Source organism: Sphingomonas sp., from assembly GCF_030145815.1.
Taxonomy (GTDB): Bacteria; Pseudomonadota; Alphaproteobacteria; order Sphingomonadales; family Sphingomonadaceae; genus Sphingomonas.
The window spans coordinates 139,021-158,365 of the sequence record NZ_JAIXHL010000003.1 but is presented as its reverse complement, the minus strand read 5'-3'; the positions used below and the strand labels follow the sequence as shown (position 1 = coordinate 158,365).

At 64.9% G+C, this 19,345-nt stretch carries 19 protein-coding genes; 9 read left to right on the top strand and 10 right to left on the bottom strand.

What is annotated here, in order from left to right:
• Positions 1-34 precede the first annotated feature (34 nt).
• The 5 genes from KYX69_RS03815 to KYX69_RS03795 form a co-directional block, all read right to left on the bottom strand.
• Positions 35-514: a glutathione peroxidase gene (locus KYX69_RS03815; protein WP_300493921.1), complete on the bottom strand. Its 480-nt coding sequence runs from the start codon at positions 512-514 to the stop codon at positions 35-37.
• 9 nt (positions 515-523) lie between these two features.
• The gene (lepB, locus tag KYX69_RS03810) at positions 524-1,126 is read right to left on the bottom strand and encodes a signal peptidase I (protein WP_300493919.1); all 603 of its coding nucleotides are present in this window, start codon (positions 1,124-1,126) and stop codon (positions 524-526) included.
• Entirely contained in the window at positions 1,123-1,797 is a 675-nt protein-coding gene (locus KYX69_RS03805) for an ABC transporter ATP-binding protein (RefSeq protein ID WP_300493917.1), read from the bottom strand. The genes lepB and KYX69_RS03805 overlap by 4 nt, the downstream gene beginning before the upstream one ends.
• The gene (locus tag KYX69_RS03800; protein ID WP_300493915.1) at positions 1,790-3,040 is read right to left on the bottom strand and encodes a lipoprotein-releasing ABC transporter permease subunit; all 1,251 of its coding nucleotides are present in this window, start codon (positions 3,038-3,040) and stop codon (positions 1,790-1,792) included. The genes KYX69_RS03805 and KYX69_RS03800 overlap by 8 nt, the downstream gene beginning before the upstream one ends.
• Before the next feature lie 410 nt (positions 3,041-3,450).
• Entirely contained in the window at positions 3,451-5,904 is a 2,454-nt protein-coding gene (locus KYX69_RS03795) for a TonB-dependent receptor (RefSeq protein ID WP_300493913.1), read from the bottom strand.
• A 249-nt stretch (positions 5,905-6,153) separates the two neighbouring features.
• Between KYX69_RS03795 and KYX69_RS03790 the strand changes: the two genes are divergently transcribed.
• Complete coding sequence (locus KYX69_RS03790; protein ID WP_300493911.1) at positions 6,154-6,618, top strand: Hsp20 family protein; 465 nt, start codon at positions 6,154-6,156, stop codon at positions 6,616-6,618.
• Positions 6,619-6,725: 107 nt separating this feature from the next.
• Here the strand turns inward: KYX69_RS03790 and KYX69_RS03785 are convergent, their stop codons facing one another.
• Positions 6,726-8,363: a CTP synthase gene (locus KYX69_RS03785; protein ID WP_300493909.1), complete on the bottom strand. Its 1,638-nt coding sequence runs from the start codon at positions 8,361-8,363 to the stop codon at positions 6,726-6,728.
• Positions 8,364-8,446: 83 nt separating this feature from the next.
• Entirely contained in the window at positions 8,447-8,785 is a 339-nt protein-coding gene (gene secG / locus KYX69_RS03780) for a preprotein translocase subunit SecG (RefSeq protein ID WP_300494190.1), read from the bottom strand.
• A 204-nt stretch (positions 8,786-8,989) separates the two neighbouring features.
• Between secG and KYX69_RS03775 the strand changes: the two genes are divergently transcribed.
• The 8 genes from KYX69_RS03775 (at position 8,990) to eda (ending at position 16,463) form a co-directional block, all read left to right on the top strand.
• Positions 8,990-9,352, top strand: a complete 363-nt coding sequence (locus KYX69_RS03775) for a MarR family transcriptional regulator (protein ID WP_300493906.1) — start codon at positions 8,990-8,992, stop codon at positions 9,350-9,352.
• A 73-nt stretch (positions 9,353-9,425) separates the two neighbouring features.
• Positions 9,426-9,662, top strand: a complete 237-nt coding sequence (locus KYX69_RS03770) for an SH3 domain-containing protein (RefSeq protein WP_300493903.1) — start codon at positions 9,426-9,428, stop codon at positions 9,660-9,662.
• Positions 9,659-10,591, top strand: a complete 933-nt coding sequence (gene argC / locus KYX69_RS03765) for an N-acetyl-gamma-glutamyl-phosphate reductase (RefSeq protein WP_300493900.1) — start codon at positions 9,659-9,661, stop codon at positions 10,589-10,591. The genes KYX69_RS03770 and argC overlap by 4 nt, the downstream gene beginning before the upstream one ends.
• A 115-nt stretch (positions 10,592-10,706) precedes the next feature.
• Positions 10,707-12,164 carry a glucose-6-phosphate dehydrogenase gene (gene zwf / locus KYX69_RS03760; RefSeq protein ID WP_300493897.1) on the top strand — a complete coding sequence of 486 codons (1,458 nt, stop codon included), beginning with the start codon at positions 10,707-10,709 and terminating at the stop codon, positions 12,162-12,164.
• Between the two features lie 40 nt (positions 12,165-12,204).
• The gene (gene pgl / locus KYX69_RS03755; protein WP_300493894.1) at positions 12,205-12,912 is read left to right on the top strand and encodes a 6-phosphogluconolactonase; all 708 of its coding nucleotides are present in this window, start codon (positions 12,205-12,207) and stop codon (positions 12,910-12,912) included.
• Positions 12,913-12,917: 5 nt separating this feature from the next.
• Positions 12,918-14,741: a phosphogluconate dehydratase gene (gene edd / locus KYX69_RS03750; protein WP_300493892.1), complete on the top strand. Its 1,824-nt coding sequence runs from the start codon at positions 12,918-12,920 to the stop codon at positions 14,739-14,741.
• Positions 14,742-14,886: 145 nt separating this feature from the next.
• Complete coding sequence (gene glk / locus KYX69_RS03745; RefSeq protein WP_300493889.1) at positions 14,887-15,858, top strand: glucokinase; 972 nt, start codon at positions 14,887-14,889, stop codon at positions 15,856-15,858.
• Positions 15,855-16,463, top strand: a complete 609-nt coding sequence (gene eda, locus KYX69_RS03740) for a bifunctional 4-hydroxy-2-oxoglutarate aldolase/2-dehydro-3-deoxy-phosphogluconate aldolase (RefSeq protein ID WP_300493887.1) — start codon at positions 15,855-15,857, stop codon at positions 16,461-16,463. The genes glk and eda overlap by 4 nt, the downstream gene beginning before the upstream one ends.
• Positions 16,464-16,547: 84 nt before the next feature.
• Here the strand turns inward: eda and KYX69_RS03735 are convergent, their stop codons facing one another.
• From KYX69_RS03735 to fabF, 3 genes are read right to left on the bottom strand one after another with little or no spacing between them, the layout of a single operon-like run.
• Positions 16,548-17,030 (bottom strand): hypothetical protein, encoded by a 483-nt coding sequence (locus tag KYX69_RS03735; protein WP_300493885.1) that lies wholly within the window; start codon positions 17,028-17,030, stop codon positions 16,548-16,550.
• A complete protein-coding gene (gene mltG / locus KYX69_RS03730) occupies positions 17,027-17,995 on the bottom strand; it encodes an endolytic transglycosylase MltG (protein ID WP_300493882.1) in 969 nt (322 codons plus the stop codon). Before mltG ends, KYX69_RS03735 begins: the two co-directional genes overlap by 4 nt.
• Before the next feature lie 22 nt (positions 17,996-18,017).
• Entirely contained in the window at positions 18,018-19,277 is a 1,260-nt protein-coding gene (gene fabF, locus KYX69_RS03725; protein ID WP_300493879.1) for a beta-ketoacyl-ACP synthase II, read from the bottom strand.
• Between the last annotated feature and the right edge of the window lie 68 nt (positions 19,278-19,345).

The window sequence follows — 19,345 nt, the reverse complement described above, 5'->3', positions numbered from 1 at the left end:
CCCCCGCGTTCGCGGGGATGACGGTAAAGTGCGCCTAAAGCAGCTTCTCGATATCTGCCGCGATATCCTCGGGCTTGGTCTGCGGGGCGTAACGCTCGACCACATTCCCGTCACGGTCGATCAAGAACTTGGTGAAGTTCCACTTGATCCCCTCGGTCCCGAACAGCCCCGGCGCCTGTTTCTTGAGCCAGCGGTAGAGCGGCGCCGCATCTGCGCCATTGACGTCGATCTTCCCGAACACGGGGAAGGTCACGTCATAGGTCAGCGAACAGAAATTCGCGATCTCCGCCGCGTCGCCCGGCTCCTGCGCGCCGAACTGGTTGCACGGGAACCCCAGCACCTCGAACCCGCGCTCTCCATAGCGGCGATGAAGCTCCTCAAGGCCAGTATATTGCGGGGTGAACCCGCATTTCGACGCGACATTAACGATCAGCAGCACCTTGCCGGCGAACTCGGACAGGTCAGCCAGCTCGCCGCTCGCGGTGGTAACAGGGATTTCGGTGATCGCAGTCACATTCGCCTCCTAATCGCTATTCAAATCTTCCGGGCGGACGATCCCATAGATATCGGCAAACGCAACCATCCCGCTACCGCCCGTCGGCCCGGCCGGGAACCTGCTGTCGGCAGCATTGTCGCGGTTGTCGCCCAGCACGAAAAAGCGTCCGGGCGGCACCGTGATCTCGGCCATCTCGTCACCCCGTGTCATGCCGAAATCCAGCACGCGATAGGCGGCGCGCGACCCCGAAAGCTGCTCGTTCAGGATCCGCGCTTGGACGCCTTCGATCGTCATTGCGCCCGCATTCACTTGCGGCACGACCTTTCCGTTCAGGACCAGCCGCCCATCACGCATGGCAATGCGATCGCCCGGAAGGCCAACCACGCGCATCACCCATTTATTGTCCTCGACCGCGAACACCGCAATGTCACCCCGGCGAAGCGCCTCGGCCGGTGTCTTGCGCGCCATGATCGTCATTTTGGGTCGCAGCGTCGGTGCCATGCTTTCCGACGCGACGCGCAACCTTTGGAACGGCAGTCCGCCATGCTGGATCAGCGTCACCGCACCGTAGCCCGCCAGGCCGAGCATCCCGGCCCCGAACGCCAGCAGCAACCCTGTGCCGAGCTTCACTCCAGCAATCCCTCATGCAACCGCACCACGCGGTCCATCTTCGCCGCCAGCCGTTCGTTATGCGTCGCGATCAGCGCCGCCGCGCCCTCGCCACGCACCAGCCGCAGGAATTCGGCGAGCACCACATCGGCGGTCTTCTCGTCCAGATTGCCGGTCGGCTCGTCCGCCAGCACCAGTGCCGGCCGGTTGGCGAGCGCACGGGCGACAGCGACACGCTGCTGCTCGCCGCCGGACAGCTGGCTCGGTCGGTGCGTCAGCCGGTGGCCAAGGCCCAGCGCGGTCAGCAGCGCCTCTGCCCGCGCGCGCGCATCGGCATGGGTCGCGTTCTGGATCAGCTGCGGCAGAACGACATTCTCGGTCGCGTCGAAATCGGGAAGCAGATGGTGGAACTGATAGACGAAGCCGAGCTTGTCGCGCCGCGTCAGCGTGCGCGCATGGCTCTCCAGCTTCGCCACCTCAATGCCCGCGATGCGGATCGACCCCTCGAACCCGCCCTCGAGCAGGCCGACCGCCTGCAACAGCGTCGACTTCCCCGAACCGGACGGACCGAGCAGCGCGACGATCTCGCCCGGCGCGACCGACAGGTCGATGCCGCGCAGCACCTCGATCGTCGCATCGCCCTGGGTAAAGGCACGGCGCAGGCCAGCGGTCTGGAGCACGGCTTCACTCATAACGCAACACCTGTACCGGATCGGTGCTCGCCGCCTTGAACGCCGGGTAGAGCGTCGCAAGGAAGCTGAAGCCCAGCGCCATCAGCGCGATGCTGGCGACCTCCACCGGATCGGTCTTGGCGGGCAGTTCGGTCAGATACCGCATCGAAGGATCCCAGATTTCCTGTCCGGTGATGAAGCCAAGGAAGCTCAGCACCCCCTGCCGGAAATAGAGCAACACAAAGCCAAGGATCAGTCCTGCGACAATCCCCAGCCCGCCGATCGCGGTGCCCACCGTCACGAAAATCTTGATCAGGCCACTCCGCGTCGCCCCCATCGTGCGCAGGATTGCAATGTCGCGCGTCTTCGCGCGCACCAGCATGATCAGAGACGACAGGATGTTGAACACCGCGACCAGGATCAGGATCGACAGCACCGTGAACGTCACCAGCCGATCCACCGCCAGCGCCTCGAACAGCGTCGCGTTGAGCGTGCGCCAGTCGCTGAGCTGCGCGGTCTGCACGACCTTCTGCGCCAGCGGGGCGAGAATTTCGCCGACCCGGTCGGGATCGACGGTATCGATCTCGATCATGCTGACCGAATCGCCCATCAGCAGCAGCGTCTGGGCGGTCTCCATCGGCATCACCACGAACGCCTTGTCATAGTCGTAGACGCCGACTTCAAAGATCGCGGCGACTCGGTACGACACGATGCGCGGCACCGTGCCGAACGGCGTCGACGGCCCCTGCGGGCTGATCAGCTGCACGCTGCTGCCCACCGAAGCGCCGAGCGTCATGGCGAGGCGCGATCCGACCGCTACGCATTCGCAGTCCGGGGTCAGCTCCGCCATCCGCCCCGCCACGACATTGCGATTGAGCGTCGGATTGGCGCGCAGGTCAGCGACAGTCATCCCGCGAATCAGCACGCCTTCGACCCGGCCCTGAAAGCTCGCCATCAACGGCTGCTCGATCAGCGGGGTCGCGGTCGTCACGCCCGGCGTCTTGCGCGCCTCGGCCACCACCGCGCGCCAGTCGCGCAGCTGCCCGCCATAACCCTGCACCACCGCATGGCCGTTGAGCCCGGTGATCTTGTCGAACAGCTCGGCGCGAAAGCCGTTCATCACGCTCATCACAATGACCAGCGCGGCGACGCCCAGCATCACCGCGACCAGGCTGATCGACGCGACCAGCGCTATAAAGGCCTCGCCCCGGCCCGGTAGCAGGTACCGGCGCGCGATCATGCGTTCATATCGGGAAAGGAACATGGCGCGGTGTTAGGGGGTGGCGCGGGCGCGCGCAATCGCGCTGTTGCCAAATAAACACAGGGCCGCGGCAATCCGCCGTCGTGACGTCAACGCCCCGTGACAACGGCCTGTCGCCATCCTAGCACACTCCCACGAAGCAATGGCAACGGCCGTGGTTCGGGGAGGCTCTTCAGCCCCGCCTTGAAAAGGGCGCGCGGGCAGAAGTGGCCACTTAAGGGGGCTGACGAGGCATCGTCACGCAGGGGCCCGGGTCGGAAACGGCCCGGGCCTTTGGCATTTCTCATAACTGCACTCGCCCCGGGAAAGCCCGACAAGCGAGTCGGGGAGGAAGCCCTAGGAGCCATCCCGACTCCCTCCCCTGTCCGTTGACGTTCGGTCCCGCGTTCAGGACCAGCGTCACCGGCATCTCGTCAGAAGCTGAAGCTCACCGTCCCGCCCCAGGTGCGCGGATCGCCGACATTGCCCGCGATCAGCCCGGTGTTGCCGGGCGTGGTCGCCAGCACATCGAAATATTCGACATCGAACGCATTGCGGACCCAAGCGAAGACGTTGATCCCGTCATCGCTGCGGAACCCGAGCCGCAGATTGGTCAGCGCATAACCCTCGATATCGGTGTAGATCGAGCGCGAGGCGTTGGACGAAAATTTGGACCGCGTACTGGCGTCGACGCCGAGATAGACGTCCCCCGCCTTGCCCAGGATCGACGCTGGCTGATTTGCCTCCCCGCCGAACGAGAAGGCCCAGTTGGAAATGCCCGGCAGCCACTGGCCTGAAATGTCGCACGCAATCGGGCTGTTGGTCCCCGGCGTCCCGGGCGCACCGATCACCGCGCCGCTGCCTCCGCCCGCCAGTTCGGGCGGGCATGGCGCGTTGGTAAACTCGACATATTCGTGATCGGTGTAGGCGCCATTGGCGTACAGGCTGACCCGCTCGCTCGGCCGGATCGAGAAATCGACCTCGACCCCGCGCACCCGCACTTCGCCAGCATTGGCGAGATAGCCGCGCAGGGTCGCGTTGGCGCCGTCATTGACCAGCGCCTGATAGTCCTTGATCACCGTCCAGAAACCGGTGGCGTTGAGCGTCACCTTGCGATCCCAGAACTGGGTCTTCGCGCCCAGTTCGAAATGATCGACCTGCTCCGGCTTGACCTGCGCGAACTGGGTCTGCGCAACGCCATTGAACACCGGCACGCCGTTCAGGTTGAGCCCACCCGATTTGAACGTGTGAGCATAGGTCGCATAGACCAGCACGTCCCTGCTCGGCGCATATGATGCGGTCAGGTCATAGGACACGTTCCATGCGCGATAGGCTTCATCGCGAAACGCCTGTGGGGTCAGCGCCGCGCGCTGTTCGACCTGACGCGCCGTGCCACCGGTCGCGGGCACCAGATTGCCCTGCCCGTCCCGAACGATCGACACATAGCTGCCGACCTTGTCGTCATAGTTCAACCGCACGCCCGGCGAGAGGGTCAGCTGGTCCGTCAGCTGCCAGTTGAGCTTGCCGAACAGAGCGCCGCTAAAATTCTTGAGGCGGATATCGTTCGATGCGGTCAACCCGTCGAGCACCGTCGGATCGTTCGACAGCGCGTTGCTCGGGTTGATCAGCCACCGGCTCGCCGCCGGCCCCTGACGCTGGGTGCCAGTGGTGTGGATGTCCTGATAGAAGGCGAAGGCACCCAATACATAGTCAAACCCGTTGCCATCGCCTGCATAGCGGAATTCCTGCGTGAACTGGTCCTGCCGCGTCGGATTCTGCGATAGGGTGGTGATTGGCAGACCGGTAAAGTCGCGGTCGTTCGCGGGGAGCCAGTCCCAGAAGCGCCACGCGGTGACCGACGTCAATGTGCCGCTGCCCAGATCAAGCTCCCCACGCAGCGACACGCCACCCAATGTGTTGGTCGCATTCAAATCGGCATCGACGTCGGTCAGCCGATCGAACGGATTGGTGCTCGGCACGGCATAGCCGAACGCAGCCGTCAGCGCCGGATATTGCCGCGCTGCCGCGCGCTGGGTCGGGCCATAGCGCACATAGATTTGCGCGCAGCATTCGGGATCCTGCCGGTTATAGTCCGCGCTCAGCGTCAGATCGAGCGCGTCGCTCGCCCGCCACAGGATCGCGCCGCGCAGGCCGATATTATCCTGCTCATTCACATAATTGCCGGTGGCGACGTTATACACCGTGCCGCGTCGTCCGGTCGCCGCGACACCAAATCGCGCCGCAACGGTTTCGCCGAGCGGCCCTGAGATCGACGCCTTTGCTTGCCTGAAGCCCAGGCTGCCCAGGCTCACCTCGGCCCGGCCCTCGAAATTGAAGCTCGGCGCCTTGGACGTGATGCTGATCGCACCGGCCACAGTGTTCTTGCCATACAGCGTGCCCTGCGGCCCGCGCAGCGTTTCAACTTGCTGCACATCGAGGAAATCGAGCGTCGCGACCGCCACCCGGCTGAAATAGACCTGGTCGATATAGACGCCGACGCCCTGATCGATCCCGTCATTGGTCAGCCCCAGCGGCGCACCAAGCCCACGGATATTGACCGAGGAGTTGCGCGGATTGGTCGAGTAGAATTGCAGCGTCGGCTGAAGCTGGGCGAGCCGCGCGACGTTGAAGCTGCCGGTATTGTCCAGTTCCTTCACCCCGACAACGGAGATCGGAATCGGAACGTCCTGCGCCTGCTCGCTCCTGCGGCGCGCGGTGACGACGATTTCCGATGCGGCGGTGCTGCGCTGGACATCCTCTTCGTTGCGCCGCTGCTCGCCCGGAACGGTTGGTGGCGCAGTATCCTGAACCGTCACGTCGGCCGCTTCCTGTCCAACGAAAGGCGCGGCGGATGACAGCAGCAACAGCGATAGCGTGGTCAGGCTCATTGGAAACTCCCCTTGTGGATCGCGCGACTTAAACTCCACTGATCCACTAGGGTTTAACCAGGCAGGATTTCTATTCCTATCGCATTGATGGGCTTTATGCCGCGATATTCTCTCGCTTCGTCGCTCTTGAAAGCCGGATCACAGTTCCCAAATCTCATTCGTTCGGTGCTTTCGGGGCCGAGCAGACTTGGCATCGCGGATGATCCGGATGCCGCAAGACGTTGAAATTGCTCATTGGAGGATTACGCTATGCGTCAGATTGATTTGACCCCCTTCCGCCGCTCGACGATCGGCTTCGACCGGCTCTTCGACATGCTCGAAGCGACCGCGCGCCAGTCCAGCAGCGAGAATTATCCGCCCTTCAACCTCGAACGTGTGTCTGACGACCGCTACCGCATCACGATCGCCGTCGCCGGCTTCAAGGCGGATGAGATCGAGATCGTTGCGCAGCAAAACCTGCTGCAGGTGACCGGCAAGAAGGGCGAAACCCAGGACAACAACCCTGCGCAGATGCTGCACCTCGGCATCGCCAATCGCGGGTTCGAGCGCCGCTTCGAGCTGGCCGACTTCGTCCGCGTCGAGAGCGCGGACCTCACCGACGGCCTGCTCGTGATCGAGGTGGTGCGTGAGGTGCCCGAGGCGATGAAGCCCAAGAAGATCGCGATTGGCGGCGGTACCGAAAAGACCGCGATCGAACATCGCGACGTCGCCTGATGTGACACCCCCGAGCGCTGCGCTGACCCCTTGCGCAGTGCCACAAAAGAGGGCGTCCGAACCACGGTTCGGACGCCCTTTTTCTTGCCCGTTTCAGGCGGTCTCAATCACACCAATCGCGACTGCCGCACCGCTGCCTCGATAAAGCTGGCGAACAGCGGGTGCGGGTCGAACGGCTTGGACTTGAGCTCCGGGTGGAACTGCACGCCGACGAACCACGGATGGTCGGGGCGCTCGACGATTTCGGGCAACATCCCGTCCGGCGACATGCCGGAGAAGACCAGCCCGCCCGCTTCAAGCTGCTCGCGATAGCCGGTGTTCACCTCATAGCGGTGGCGGTGACGCTCGCTGATCGCCTCGTCACCATAGATCGACGCGACCACCGAATTGCCGTCGAGCTTCGCCGGATAGGCGCCAAGCCGCATGGTGCCGCCCAGGTCGCCGCCCTCCTCGCGCTTCTCGATCCCGTCCTTGCTCATCCATTCGGTGATGATGCCGACCACTGGCTCGTCGGTTGGGCCGAACTCGGTCGACGACGCATTGGCGATCCCGGCCATGTTCCGCGCGCCTTCGACGCACGCCATCTGCATGCCGAAGCAGATGCCGAAATAGGGCACCTTGCGCTCGCGCGCGAAGCGGACGCTGGCGATCTTGCCCTCCGCGCCGCGCGACCCGAACGCGCCCGGCACCAGAATGGCGTGGCACGGCTCCAGATTGGCCGCGACCTCGGCATCGTCGCCCTTCTCGAACAGCTCCGCGTCGATCCAGCGGATATTGACCTTCACCTTGTTGGCGATGCCGCCATGGACCAGCGCTTCGTTGAGCGACTTGTATGCGTCCGGCAGGCCGACATATTTACCGACCACGCCGACCGTCACTTCACCTTCCGGGTTGAACAGCCGGTCGGTAATCTCGGTCCAGCGCGACAGGTCCGGCGCCGCACCCGGCTCGATCCCGAATGCGCGCAGCACTTCGCTATCCAGCCCCTCGGCATGATATTGCAGCGGCACAGCATAGATGCTCGGCGCGTCGAGCGCGGGAATGACCGCGCTGGCCGGCACGTTGCAGAATTGCGCGATCTTGGCGCGGTCGCTGGCCGGCAGCGGCTTTTCGGCGCGGCACACCAGCACGTCGGGCTGCACCCCCAGCGACGCCAGCTCGCGCACGCTATGCTGGGTTGGCTTGGTCTTCAGCTCGCCCGCCGCCGCGATATAGGGCACCAGCGTCACGTGAATGCTGATCGACTGGCCCCGGCCCAGCTCGTTCTTGAGCTGACGGATCGCTTCGATGAACGGCAACGATTCGATGTCGCCAACGGTGCCGCCAATCTCGCACAGCACGAAGTCCAGATCCTCGGTTTCCGCCTGGGCGAAATCCTTGATCGCGTCGGTGACGTGCGGGATCACCTGAACGGTCGCGCCAAGATAGTCGCCGCGGCGTTCGCGCTCGATGATCGTCTTGTAGATCCGACCCGAGGTGATGTTGTCCGACTGCCGGCTCGCGACCCCCGTAAACCGCTCATAATGGCCAAGATCGAGGTCCGTCTCGGCCCCGTCGTCGGTCACATAGACTTCGCCATGCTGGTACGGCGACATGGTACCGGGATCAACGTTCAGATAGGGGTCGAACTTGCGGATGCGGACCTTATAGCCGCGCGCCTGAAGCAGCGCGGCGAGGCTGGCGGCCATGAGGCCCTTGCCAAGCGAGGAGACCACGCCGCCGGTGATGAAAATATACCGCGTCATGGGAGTCACCGCTTATCCTTCAAGCACGAGTTGGGGCAAGCGCCCGACTCCGGGCGCCGCCAAATAAAGTTTGCGAATGCCGCTTAGTTGGCGAGCGGAACCGCGCTGTTGTCCGCCGGCGCAGCGGGAACCGGCTGGGTGGCCGGCGCGGTCTGCGTGGTTGGAGCCGTCGCGCGGCTGGTGTCGATCGCGGTGTCGCCGCGGGTCGCCGCCAGCACCGCCAGCGTGATGCTCATCACCACGAACGCGCCTGCCAGTATCGCCGTCGCGCGGGTGAGGAAATTGGCCGCGCCGCGCGCCGACATCAAGCCCGATGGGCTGCCGCCCGTGGTCAGGCCGCCGCCTTCCGATTTCTGCATCAGGATTACCGTCACCAGCAGAAACGCAATGACGGCATGAACGACGAGGAGGAAGGTGAACAGCATGGCGGTCTTTCTCGGGAAAGCGGCCACATAGGCAACCCGCGGGCGCGGATCAACCGTCGATCGCCATCCGGGGTCGCGCCGGGATTGTCACCGAAACGGAACATTTCGTCATCGTGCTGAAACCCGTTGGCCATCGGAGCGTTAATTACCCGGAATGACCGGTTTCTTTGCGGGCCTGTAACGATAATGACGAGTAGTGCGATGAATGCCATGACCGACCAGTCGCTGGATCAGTGGAAGTCGACCCTGATCGATTATGTCCGGTCGGGCGAGCCCGATCTGACCAACCGCCAGATGGCGCTGATGCTGTTGGTCTATCTCGATCCGGGCCCGCATACGGTGCGCGGGCTGGCGCGCGCGCTCAACGTGTCGAAGCCTGTAGTCACACGCGCCTTGAACAGGCTGGGCGCTCTAAGCTATCTGCGCCGCCAGCGCGATGAAACCGACAAGCGAAACATCTTCGTCGCGCGGACACCTGAAGGGGCGGAGTTTCTTGCAGAATTCGGACAATTCGTCACCGGCGACGGCGTCAGCAGCACCAGTAGACAATCCGCCCCGGCGTAACCGATTCGCGCTCAGCGGCCGCTCGATTGCGATTGATCCCCGGCGCGAAGCCGCGCGCCGCGATCTTGCCGATGTGCGCCTCGCCGACCGTGTGTTCGCGCCGCATTATGCCGCGCCGCTACAGCGGGTCACCACAAGGCCCACCGCGTTGCGCTTCGCGCGCGATGTCGACTCCGAACAGCTGGCGGTGCTGAATCCCGGCGAAGTATTCGAGGTGCTGGAACTGTCCGGCGGCCTCGCCTGGGGCAGCGCCCCGGCGCAGCAGTTGGTGGGCTATGTCGCCGCCGCCGATCTGGGATTGCCGGCATGACTGTCACCGTCTTTATCGATGGTGCAGCCGGGACCACCGGGCTTGAAATCCGCGAACGGCTGTCGAACCGCACCGAGATCGACGTGATCGCGCTCGCCGATGCCGACCGCAAGGACGCAAGTAAGCGCGCTGCCGCGCTGAACGACGCAGACGTCGTGATCCTGTGCCTGCCCGACGATGCCGCGCGGGAAGCGGTGGCGCTGATCGACAATCCCCGCACCCGCGTGATCGACGCATCGACCGCGCACCGCGTCGCCGATGGCTGGACTTATGGCTTTGCCGAGCTGGAGCCGTCCCAGGCCCAAGCGATCGCCGATGCGCCGCGCGTTTCCAACCCCGGCTGTTGGCCGACCGGCTATCTCGCGCTGGTGCGCCCGCTGGTTCGCGCCGGACTGATCCCCGCCGACTGGCAGCTCAGCACGGGCGGCGCATCGGGCTATTCCGGTGGGGGCAAGGCGATGATCGCCGAGTTCGAAGACGGCTCCGAACCCACGGGCTTCCGCGCCTATGGCCTCAACCTGGACCACAAGCATCTGCCCGAAATGCAGAAGCATGCCCGGATGGAGCACGCCCCGATCTTCATGCCGGCGGTCGCCCATGCCTATCGTGGAATGCTGGTCGAAGTGCCGCTGGCACTCGCCGCACTGCCCCGCAAGCCTTCGCCGACGCAGATCCTGCACACGCTCGCCGACGCCTATCGCGACTCGCCGATCGTCCGCGTGATCGACGATTCTGAGACGACGCTGGTGCGGCTTGAGGATGACGCCGGGACCGACCGCCTGACCATCCGCGTCTTCGCCAATGCCGATCGCGGCCAGGCTCGCCTGATCGCGACGCTCGACAATCTGGGCAAGGGTGCAGGCGGTGCGGCGGTGCAGAACCTCAACATCATGGCCGGGTTCGACCCGACCGCAGGACTGGTACTCTGATTGCAAGTGGGCCGGCGTCGCAACCGGCCCAACTTTAGCACCGAATAGGTATGCGCGGGTTCGCAATCCGCGCATCGGCTGCTAGGGCAGCCGCGAAATTGAGTTGGGAGGATCGATGCGACAGCCATTCGGCAAGCTGCTGCTGTTCGGAGCCACGGGCGACCTGGCCCAGCGCATGCTGATTCCCTCGCTTTACGGCCTCCATGCGGATCATCTGCTGCCCGACGGGCTGACGATCACGGGGACCGCGCGGTCAACGCTGTCAGATGCCGAGTATCGCGACTTTTGCGCCAAGGCGCTGCAAACATACCTGCCCGAAGACCGCAAGGATGCCGCAGCGATCGCGGCGTTTCTTGCCCGCATTCAGTATCAGCCACTCGATGCCTCGACGATCGAAGGCTATGACGATCTCGCGAAGAAGCTCGGCGACATCTCCGGTGGTCTCGCCATCTTCCTTTCGACGGCCCCCAAATTTTTCGAACCGACCATCAAGGGGCTCGCCTCCGCCGGGCTCGCCGGCGACAATGTCCGCATCGGCCTCGAAAAGCCGCTCGGCACCGACCTGCCGTCGAGCCGCGAGATCAACGACGCGGTCGCATCGGTCTTCCCGGAGGACCGCACCTTCCGCATCGACCATTATCTGGGCAAGGAAACCGTCCAGAACATCCTCGCGCTGCGCTTCGGCAACTCGCTGTTCGAACCGGTGTGGAACGCCGCCGGCATCGACCATGTCCAGATCACCGTCAGCGAGACCGTCGGGCTGGAGGGACGCGCAGGCTATTATGACGATGTCGGCGCGCTGCGCGACATGGTCCAGAACCATATCCTCCAGCTGCTCGCGCTGATCGCGATGGAGCCCCCTGCCCGCTTCGACGGCACCGCGATCCGCGACGAGAAGGTCAAGGTACTGCGCTCGCTCCGCCCGATCGCCGGACAGGATGCAGCGAACCTCACCGTCACCGGCCAGTATACCGGCGGCGCATCGACCGGAAAGATCGTCGCGGGCTATGCCGAGGAGCTGGAAAAGCCCTCGAAAATCGAGACTTTCGTCGCAATCAAGGCGCATGTCGACAATTGGCGCTGGCAGGGCGTCCCCTTCTACCTGCGCACCGGCAAGCGGATGACCGAACGGCGCAGCGAGATCGTTGTCCAGTTCAAGCCGGTCCCGCATTCGATCTTCGCCGAGCGCGGCGGCGTGCTCCAGTCGAACACGCTGATCATCCGCATCCAGCCGGAGGAATATGTCCGCCTGCTGGTCATGGCCAAGGAACCCGGCCTCGACCGCGAGGGCATCCGCCTGCGCGAAGTGCCGCTGAACCTTAGCCTCGACACCGAATTTGCCGGCACCCGCCGCCGCATCGCCTATGAACGGCTGTTGCTTGACCTGATCGAGGGCGACCCCACCTTGTTCGTGCGCCGCGACGAGGTTGAGGCGCAATGGACCTGGATCGACGCGATCCGCGCCGGATGGGACATGGCGGATGTCAAGCCAAAGCCCTATGCCTCCGGCACCTGGGGTCCGTCCGCCGCCATCGCGCTCACCGAACGCGACGGCGTGACCTGGAACGAATGACCCTCGAACCGAACTGAATGATCCCACTGGAGTTGTTGAAATGGCCGAAGAAATCGAATGGTGGGAATATGAGGAAGCGGGTGAGTGGACCGACGCCCTCGCCGGCGACATCGCCTTCATCATCGAAAGCGCGATCGATGCGCGCGGCGGCGCGGTGATCGCGCTGGCGGGCGGCAAGACCCCTGCCCCGGTCTATGAAAAGCTCGCCGCGGCGAAGCTCGACTGGAAGCGCGTAACGATCATCCCGACCGACGATCGGATGGTGCCGCTCGGCGACCCGCTGTCCAACGTCACTGGCCTTGGCAAGGTGTTCATCCCCAAGGGCGCACGCGTCGTCCCGCTGGTGAGCGAAAAGGCCGACGATTATAAGGCCGCGGGTCGCGCGGCAGACGCACGCCTCGCCGACCATCACTTCCCGCTCGACCTCGTCCTGCTCGGCATGGGCGCGGATGGCCACACCGCCTCGATCTTCCCCGGCCCCGATTTCGACGAAGCGTTGAACGGCCCCAAGGAACGTCGCGCGCTCGGCGTCATGCCCGACCCGCTGCCGCCCGAAGCCCCGGTCGCCCGCGTAACCCTGTCGTCCGCCGCCATCGCCAACGCCAAGTCGCTGATGATCGCGATCACCGGCGCCGAAAAGCGCAAGGTGCTGGAGGCAGCGATCAAACAGGGCGCATCGAGCAGCTACCCGATCGGCCGCGTGCTCGCCGAGACAGAACTGCCCGTCGACGTCCACTGGCTGGAGTAATCACCGTGCCGACGCTCCACCCCGAAATCGCCGCCGTCACCGACCGCGTCATCGAGCGCTCGAAAGAACGCCGCACCGCCTATCGCGATCTGATGACGCAGCAGCGCGAAGGCGGTGTCAGCCGCCGTGGCCTCGGCTGCGCCAACCTCGCCCACGCCTATGCCGGCACCGACGAGCAGCGCGACGCGATGAAGCCCGCGAACCGGATGAATATCGGGATCGTGACCGCCTATAACGACATGCTGTCGGCGCACGCGCCCTATTACCGTTACCCCGAACAGATGAAGGTCTGGGCGCTGGAAGCGGGCGCGACTGCACAGGTCGCAGGCGGCGTCCCCGCCATGTGCGACGGCGTGACGCAGGGCTATTCGGGCATGGAGTTGTCGCTGTTCAGCCGCGACACCATCGCGCTCTCCACGGCGGTGGCGCTCAGCCACAACACGTTCGAGGGTGCCGCCCTGCTCGGCATTTGCGACAAGATCGTTCCCGGCCTGCTGATGGGCGCGCTGCGCTTCGGCCATCTGCCAATGATCATGATCCCGGCCGGCCCCATGCGCACCGGCATCGCCAACAAGGAAAAGGCGCGCGTCCGCGAACTCTATGCCGAGGGCAAGGCGAGCCGCGAGGAGCTGCTCGAATCCGAAATCGCCGCCTATCATGGCAAGGGCACCTGCACCTTCTACGGCACCGCCAATTCCAACCAGATGATGATGGAGGCGATGGGCCTCCACGTGCCCGGCGCATCCTTCATCAATCCCGGCACGAAGCTGCGTCAGGAACTGACCAAGGCGGCGGTTCAGCGGCTGCCCCAGATCGGCTGGGACGGCGACGATTACCGCCCGATCGGTGAGGTTGTCGACGAACGCGCCATCGTCAACGCGGCGATCGTGCTGCTCGCCACCGGCGGATCGACCAACCACCTCATCCACCTGCCCGCTATTGCGCGTGCGGCGGGCATCCTGATCGACTGGGAGGATTTCGACCGCCTGTCGCGCAGCGTGCCGCTGCTCGCCCGCGTTTATCCCAACGGCTCGGCGGACGTGAACGGGTTCGAGGATGCGGGCGGCCCGACCTTCGTGATCCGTGAGCTGCTCAAGGGCGGCATCCTCCATGGCGACACGCTGACCACCTTCGGCGACGGCCTCGACGCCTATGGCAAGAAGCCGGTGCTGGAGAATGACGCGCTCGCCTGGGCCGATCATGGCGAGGCCAGCGGCGATGACAGCATCGTGCGCACCATCGACGCGCCCTTCTCCGAGGAAGGCGGCTTCCGCATCCTCGCCGGCAATCTCGGCCGCGCCTGCATCAAGGTGAGCGCGGTGGAGCGCGACCGCTGGACGATCGAAGCGCCGTGCCGCGTATTCGAAACGCAGCAGGCGGTGCAGGACGCGTTCAAGGCCGGCGAACTCGACCGCGACGTCGTCGTCGTTGTGCGCTTCCAGGGGCCGCGCGCCAACGGCATGCCCGAACTGCACAAGCTCACCCCGCCGCTCGGCGTCCTGCAGAACCGCGGTTTCCGCGTCGCACTCGTCACCGACGGGCGCATGTCGGGTGCGAGCGGCAAGGTCCCGGCGGCGATCCACCTCTCGCCCGAAGCACTTGGTGGCGGCCCGATCGGCAAGCTGCGCGACGGCGACATCGTCCGCCTCTGTGCCGAAACCGGCGACCTCACCGCGCTGGTCGATGCAGCGGAGTGGGACGCCCGCGAGCTCGCCGCCGCCCCGCCGCCCGATCTGGGCACGGGCCGCGAGCTGTTCGCAATGATGCGCCACGGCGCCAGCGAGGCCGAGGCCGGCGGATCGGCAATGCTGGCTGCGGCTGGGTTGTGACCCGCGCGTTCGTCATAAATACTACCACCGTCATCCCCGCGAAGGCGGGGATCCATTCTGGCTGCCGTTGCGAAAGCACCTCAGCGTAAAGGCAAATGGATTCCCGCCTTCGCGGGAATGACGATCGATATTGAGGGGAAACTGAGTGGAAGTCGTAGCGGTCGATATCGGCGGGACCCATGCCCGCTTCGCCATTGCCGAGGTCGAAAATGGCCGCGTCGTTTCGCTGGGCGATCCGGTCACGCAAAAGACCGCCGATCACGCCAGCTTCCAGCTCGCCTGGCAGGCATCGGCGCGCGAATTCGGCCGTCCGATGCCGCGCGCTGCGGCGATCGCCATCGCCTCGCCGATCAATGACGAGCTGATCAAGCTCACCAACAACCCCTGGATCATCCGCCCGCCGCTGATCCGCGAACGGCTTGAGGTCGACAGCTACAGCCTCATCAACGATTTCGGCGCGATCGGCCATGCCGTCGCCCAGCTGCCCGACAGCGATTTCGTGCATCTGTGCGGCCCGATGACAGCGTTGCCGGAAAAGGGATCGATCACCGTGTGCGGCCCCGGCACCGGCCTTGGCGTCGCACAGGTCTTCCGTCCCCCCAATGGCGGCTATCACGTCATCGCGACCGAGGGCGGGCATATGGATTTCGCCCCGCTCGACGGGATCGAGGACGCGTTCGTGCGTCGCCTGCGCTCGACCTACACCCGCGTCTCGGCGGAGCGAATCGTGTCCGGCCCCGGCATCGTCCCGATCTACGAAACGCTGGCGCAGATTGAGGGCAAGGCGGTGCACAGTCTGTCCGACAAGGAAATCTGGACGCTGGCGCTGGAGGGCAAGGACAGCCTCGCCGTCGCCGCACTCGACCGTTTCTGCCTCAGCCTCGGTGCGGTCGCGGGCGACCTCGCCCTCGCACACGGCCCGAGCGGCGTGGTGATCGCGGGCGGCCTTGGCTTCCGGCTCAAAGATCACCTGCTCGGCTCTGGATTCGCACAGCGTTTCGTCGCAAAGGGGCGCTTCCAGGGATTGATGTCCTCGATCCCCGTCAAGCTGATCACCCACCCCCAGCCCGGCCTCTACGGCGCGGCGGCGGCCTATGCGCAGGAGCATACGCAATGAGCATCGAAACCATCATGCGGACCAGCGCGGTCATCCCCGTCCTCGTCATCGACGACGCGGCAACCGCCAAGCCCCTTGCCGAGGCGCTGGTCGCAGGTGGCCTGAAGGTGCTCGAAGTCACGCTGCGCACCCCCGCCGCGCTCGACGCGATCCGTGAGATGAAGAAGGTCCCGGGCGCGATCGTCGGCGCGGGCACCGTGGTCAACACCGATCAGTTCGCACAGGTGATGGATGCGGGTGGCGAGTTCATCGTCTCGCCCGGTCTGACCGACCGGCTGGGCCAGGCGATCGTGGAAAGCGGCGTCCCCTTCCTCCCCGGTATCGCCAATGCCGGCGACATCATGCGCGGCTACGACCTGGGCCTGCGCCACTTCAAATTCTTCCCGGCCGAGACCAGCGGCGGACTGAAGGCGCTCAAGGCCCTCGCCGCCCCCTTCTACGAAGCGAAGTTCTGCCCCACCGGCGGCATCACCCCCGCCACCGCCCCCGACTGGCTCGGCTTCGACCCCGTCCTGTGCGTCGGCGGCAGCTGGGTCACGCCCAAGGGCGCGAGCATGGCTGAGGTTGAGGCACTCGCGCGCGAAGCTGCGGGGATGCGGGGCTGATCACGGCCGGGCGGCGAAAACGCGCCCGGCCAACATAAGCGTCGCACTTTGCAATGACGTCGGCATCGACGCGATAACCGCGGCTTACAACGTGCCCGCCGCGCCGATCTTGCGGCATTCGGTAACGAATATGCCTATATCCGGTGTTGCCGAGAAGCTGCGCTGCCAATCCCCGATCGTGAGGCTAATACTATCCCGTGCCTCGACCAATTTTTCCTCGATGCGAAGGTCTTCGTATAACAGACCTCCTTCCTCAAGGCGCAAAAGGCCAAATCGGGCACCGTCGATAGTGCTGGAAAGTGCGCCTGAATGGTCTGGATACTTCAGAAATAGAAATATCGGATTTCCGTGACACATTCCGATAAATTCGACGTCGCCGCCCGGAGACTTGTAACTTAGTGTCAGTCGCTGCTCTGATTCCAGTCGGCGGAATGTCCAACCCGGCAATTGACCGGGCGTCTCAATAAATCGCAATGAACGAGGCGGTTGCGGTGCGTAGTGGGTCCAAGACGCGGTCAAGATTCCTGCGACCACTATGGCTGGAGGCAAGATGTGACCGAGCTTCACATCTCCCCCCGAGCTCGCCGCAGGGCATACCATTTCTGCACGTTCGCGTTGTGCTGCTCCAGCGTGTCGGCGAAGATGTGCCCGCCGGTGCCATCCGCGACGAAGTACAGCGCGTTGGTCGTCTCCGGGTTCAGCACCGCGTCGATGCTCGCGCGGCCCGGATTGGCGATCGGTCCAATCGGCAGGCCCCGCATCGTATAGGTGTTATAGTCATTCTTCGCGTCACGCTCCGAGCGCAGGATGCGCCGACCGAGCGGCTTGCCCTTGGTCACCGGGTAGATGATCGTCGGATCGGCCTGCAGCGGCATTCCGCGCTTGAGCCGGTTGGAATAGACGCCCGCGACCATCCGCCGCTCTTCGGGCTTGCTCGTTTCCTTCTCGACGATCGCGGCGAGGGTCAGCGCCTCCTGCGGCGTGCTGACCGCGATGTTCGGCTTGCGGCGCGCCCATGCCTCGGCGAGATATTTGTCCATCGCGCTCTGCATGCGATCCAGCACCTGCTGCCGCGTATCGCCGCGATTATAGGCATAGCTGTCGGGCAGGATGCTCCCCTCCGCCGGCACTTCGACCTCGCCCTGCAACTGCTCGGCCGCCATCAGCCGCTCATGGACCATGATCGACGGCATCCCCTCCGGGATCATCACGAAGCGCTGGAGCGTGCGCCCGCCCTGCAGCATCTTGAGCAGGTCGGACTGGCTGATCTTGGCCGGCACGCGATATTCGCCCGCCTGAATCGGCGTGTCGTCGCCGAACACCCGCGCCATCCACAGGAACAGGTCCGCATCGCGGATCGCGCCCTGCTTCTCCAGCTCGCGCGCGGCGGTGGTCAGGGTCGATCCCTGCGCCACGGTCAGCGTCGTGTTGCGCGTCCCCGGTCCGGCCCCGCCCCACAGCTGCGCCGCCCAGAAGGCAGCAGCGACCAGCGCGAGGATCAGGAGGACGCCGAAACAGCCGAACTTGCGCACCAACGCCTCCCGAACCCGTGGATCAGACCGCCTTCATCACCAGCGACGCATTGGTACCGCCAAAGCCGAACGAGTTGTTCAGCACCGCGCGCACCTTGCGCTCCTTGGCCTGGTGCGGGACCAGATCGACGCCCGCGCAATTCTCGCTGGGGTTATCCAGGTTCAGCGTCGGCGGCACGATGCCGTCGCGCATCGCGAGGATGCAGAAGATGCTCTCCACCGCACCCGCGCCGCCCAGCAGATGGCCGATCGCCGACTTGGTCGAGCTCATCGACAGGTCGCCGATCGCGTCGCCGAACAGCCGCCGCACGCCGCCAAGCTCGAGCTCGTCGCCCAGTGGGGTCGAGGTGCCGTGCGCGTTGATATAGTCGATATCCGACAGCGCCAGGCCCGACTTCTTCATCGCCATCTGCATCGAGCGGAACGCGCCCGACCCTTCGGGGTGCGGCGCGGTGACATGATAGGCGTCGCCCGACAGGCCATAGCCGATCACTTCGGCATAGATTTTCGCGCCGCGCGCCTTGGCCCGCTCATATTCCTCGAGCACCACGACGCCCGCACCCTCGCCCATGACAAAGCCGTCGCGGCCCTGATCCCACGGGCGGCTCGCCCGCCACGGTTCGTCGCGAAAGCCCGTCGACAGCGCGCGCGCCTGACCAAAACCGGCGATGCCGATCGGACAGATCGTGCTCTCCGCACCGCCCGCCAGCATGACATCGGCATCATCCATCGCGATCATCCGTGCGGCGTCGCCAATCGAATGCGCGCCAGTCGAGCACGCCGTGACCACCGCATGGTTCGGCCCCATCAGGCCGTATTTGATCGACACCTGGCCCGAGATCAGGTTGATCAGGCGGCCATGCACGAAGTGCGGCGAAACCCGCTTCGGCCCCTTCTCCGCCAGCACCAGCGATTCGCTCTCGATACCCGGCAGGCCGCCGATGCCCGACCCGATCGAACAGCCCGCGCGGAACCGCTCTTCCTCGCTCATATCGAGCAGGCCGGCATCCTCGATCGCCTGACCGGCGGCATCGATGCCGTAAACGATGAACGGATCGACCTGGCGCTGGATCTTGTGATCGACGCGCTTGGCCGGGTCGAACCCATATTCATGGTCGGCCGGCTTTACCTCACAGGCATAGTTGCTCTGGAAGTCGGTCGCGTCGAACCGCGTGATCGTCCCCGCGCCGGACTTGGCGGCGAGGATGTTTTTCCAGCTGGTTTCGACATCCCCGCCCAGCGGGGTGACAAGGCCGAGGCCGGTGACGACGACGCGGCGCATAGTTACTCTCCGGTGTTGATCGCTACAAAACAAAACGGCTCCCCACCCCTTTCCGGGACCGGGAGCCG

Coding starts and splice junctions, on each gene's coding strand:
- zwf (WP_300493897.1), top strand. CDS start 10,707: ATGCGACAGCCATTCGGCAAGCTGCTGCTGTTCGGAGCCACGGGCGAC.
- argC (WP_300493900.1), top strand. CDS start 9,659: ATGACTGTCACCGTCTTTATCGATGGTGCAGCCGGGACCACCGGGCTT.
- KYX69_RS03795 (WP_300493913.1), bottom strand. CDS start 5,904: ATGAGCCTGACCACGCTATCGCTGTTGCTGCTGTCATCCGCCGCGCCT.
- KYX69_RS03790 (WP_300493911.1), top strand. CDS start 6,154: ATGCGTCAGATTGATTTGACCCCCTTCCGCCGCTCGACGATCGGCTTC.
- pgl (WP_300493894.1), top strand. CDS start 12,205: ATGGCCGAAGAAATCGAATGGTGGGAATATGAGGAAGCGGGTGAGTGG.
- KYX69_RS03785 (WP_300493909.1), bottom strand. CDS start 8,363: ATGACGCGGTATATTTTCATCACCGGCGGCGTGGTCTCCTCGCTTGGC.
- KYX69_RS03805 (WP_300493917.1), bottom strand. CDS start 1,797: ATGAGTGAAGCCGTGCTCCAGACCGCTGGCCTGCGCCGTGCCTTTACC.
- fabF (WP_300493879.1), bottom strand. CDS start 19,277: ATGCGCCGCGTCGTCGTCACCGGCCTCGGCCTTGTCACCCCGCTGGGC.
- KYX69_RS03800 (WP_300493915.1), bottom strand. CDS start 3,040: ATGTTCCTTTCCCGATATGAACGCATGATCGCGCGCCGGTACCTGCTA.
- KYX69_RS03775 (WP_300493906.1), top strand. CDS start 8,990: ATGAATGCCATGACCGACCAGTCGCTGGATCAGTGGAAGTCGACCCTG.
- eda (WP_300493887.1), top strand. CDS start 15,855: ATGAGCATCGAAACCATCATGCGGACCAGCGCGGTCATCCCCGTCCTC.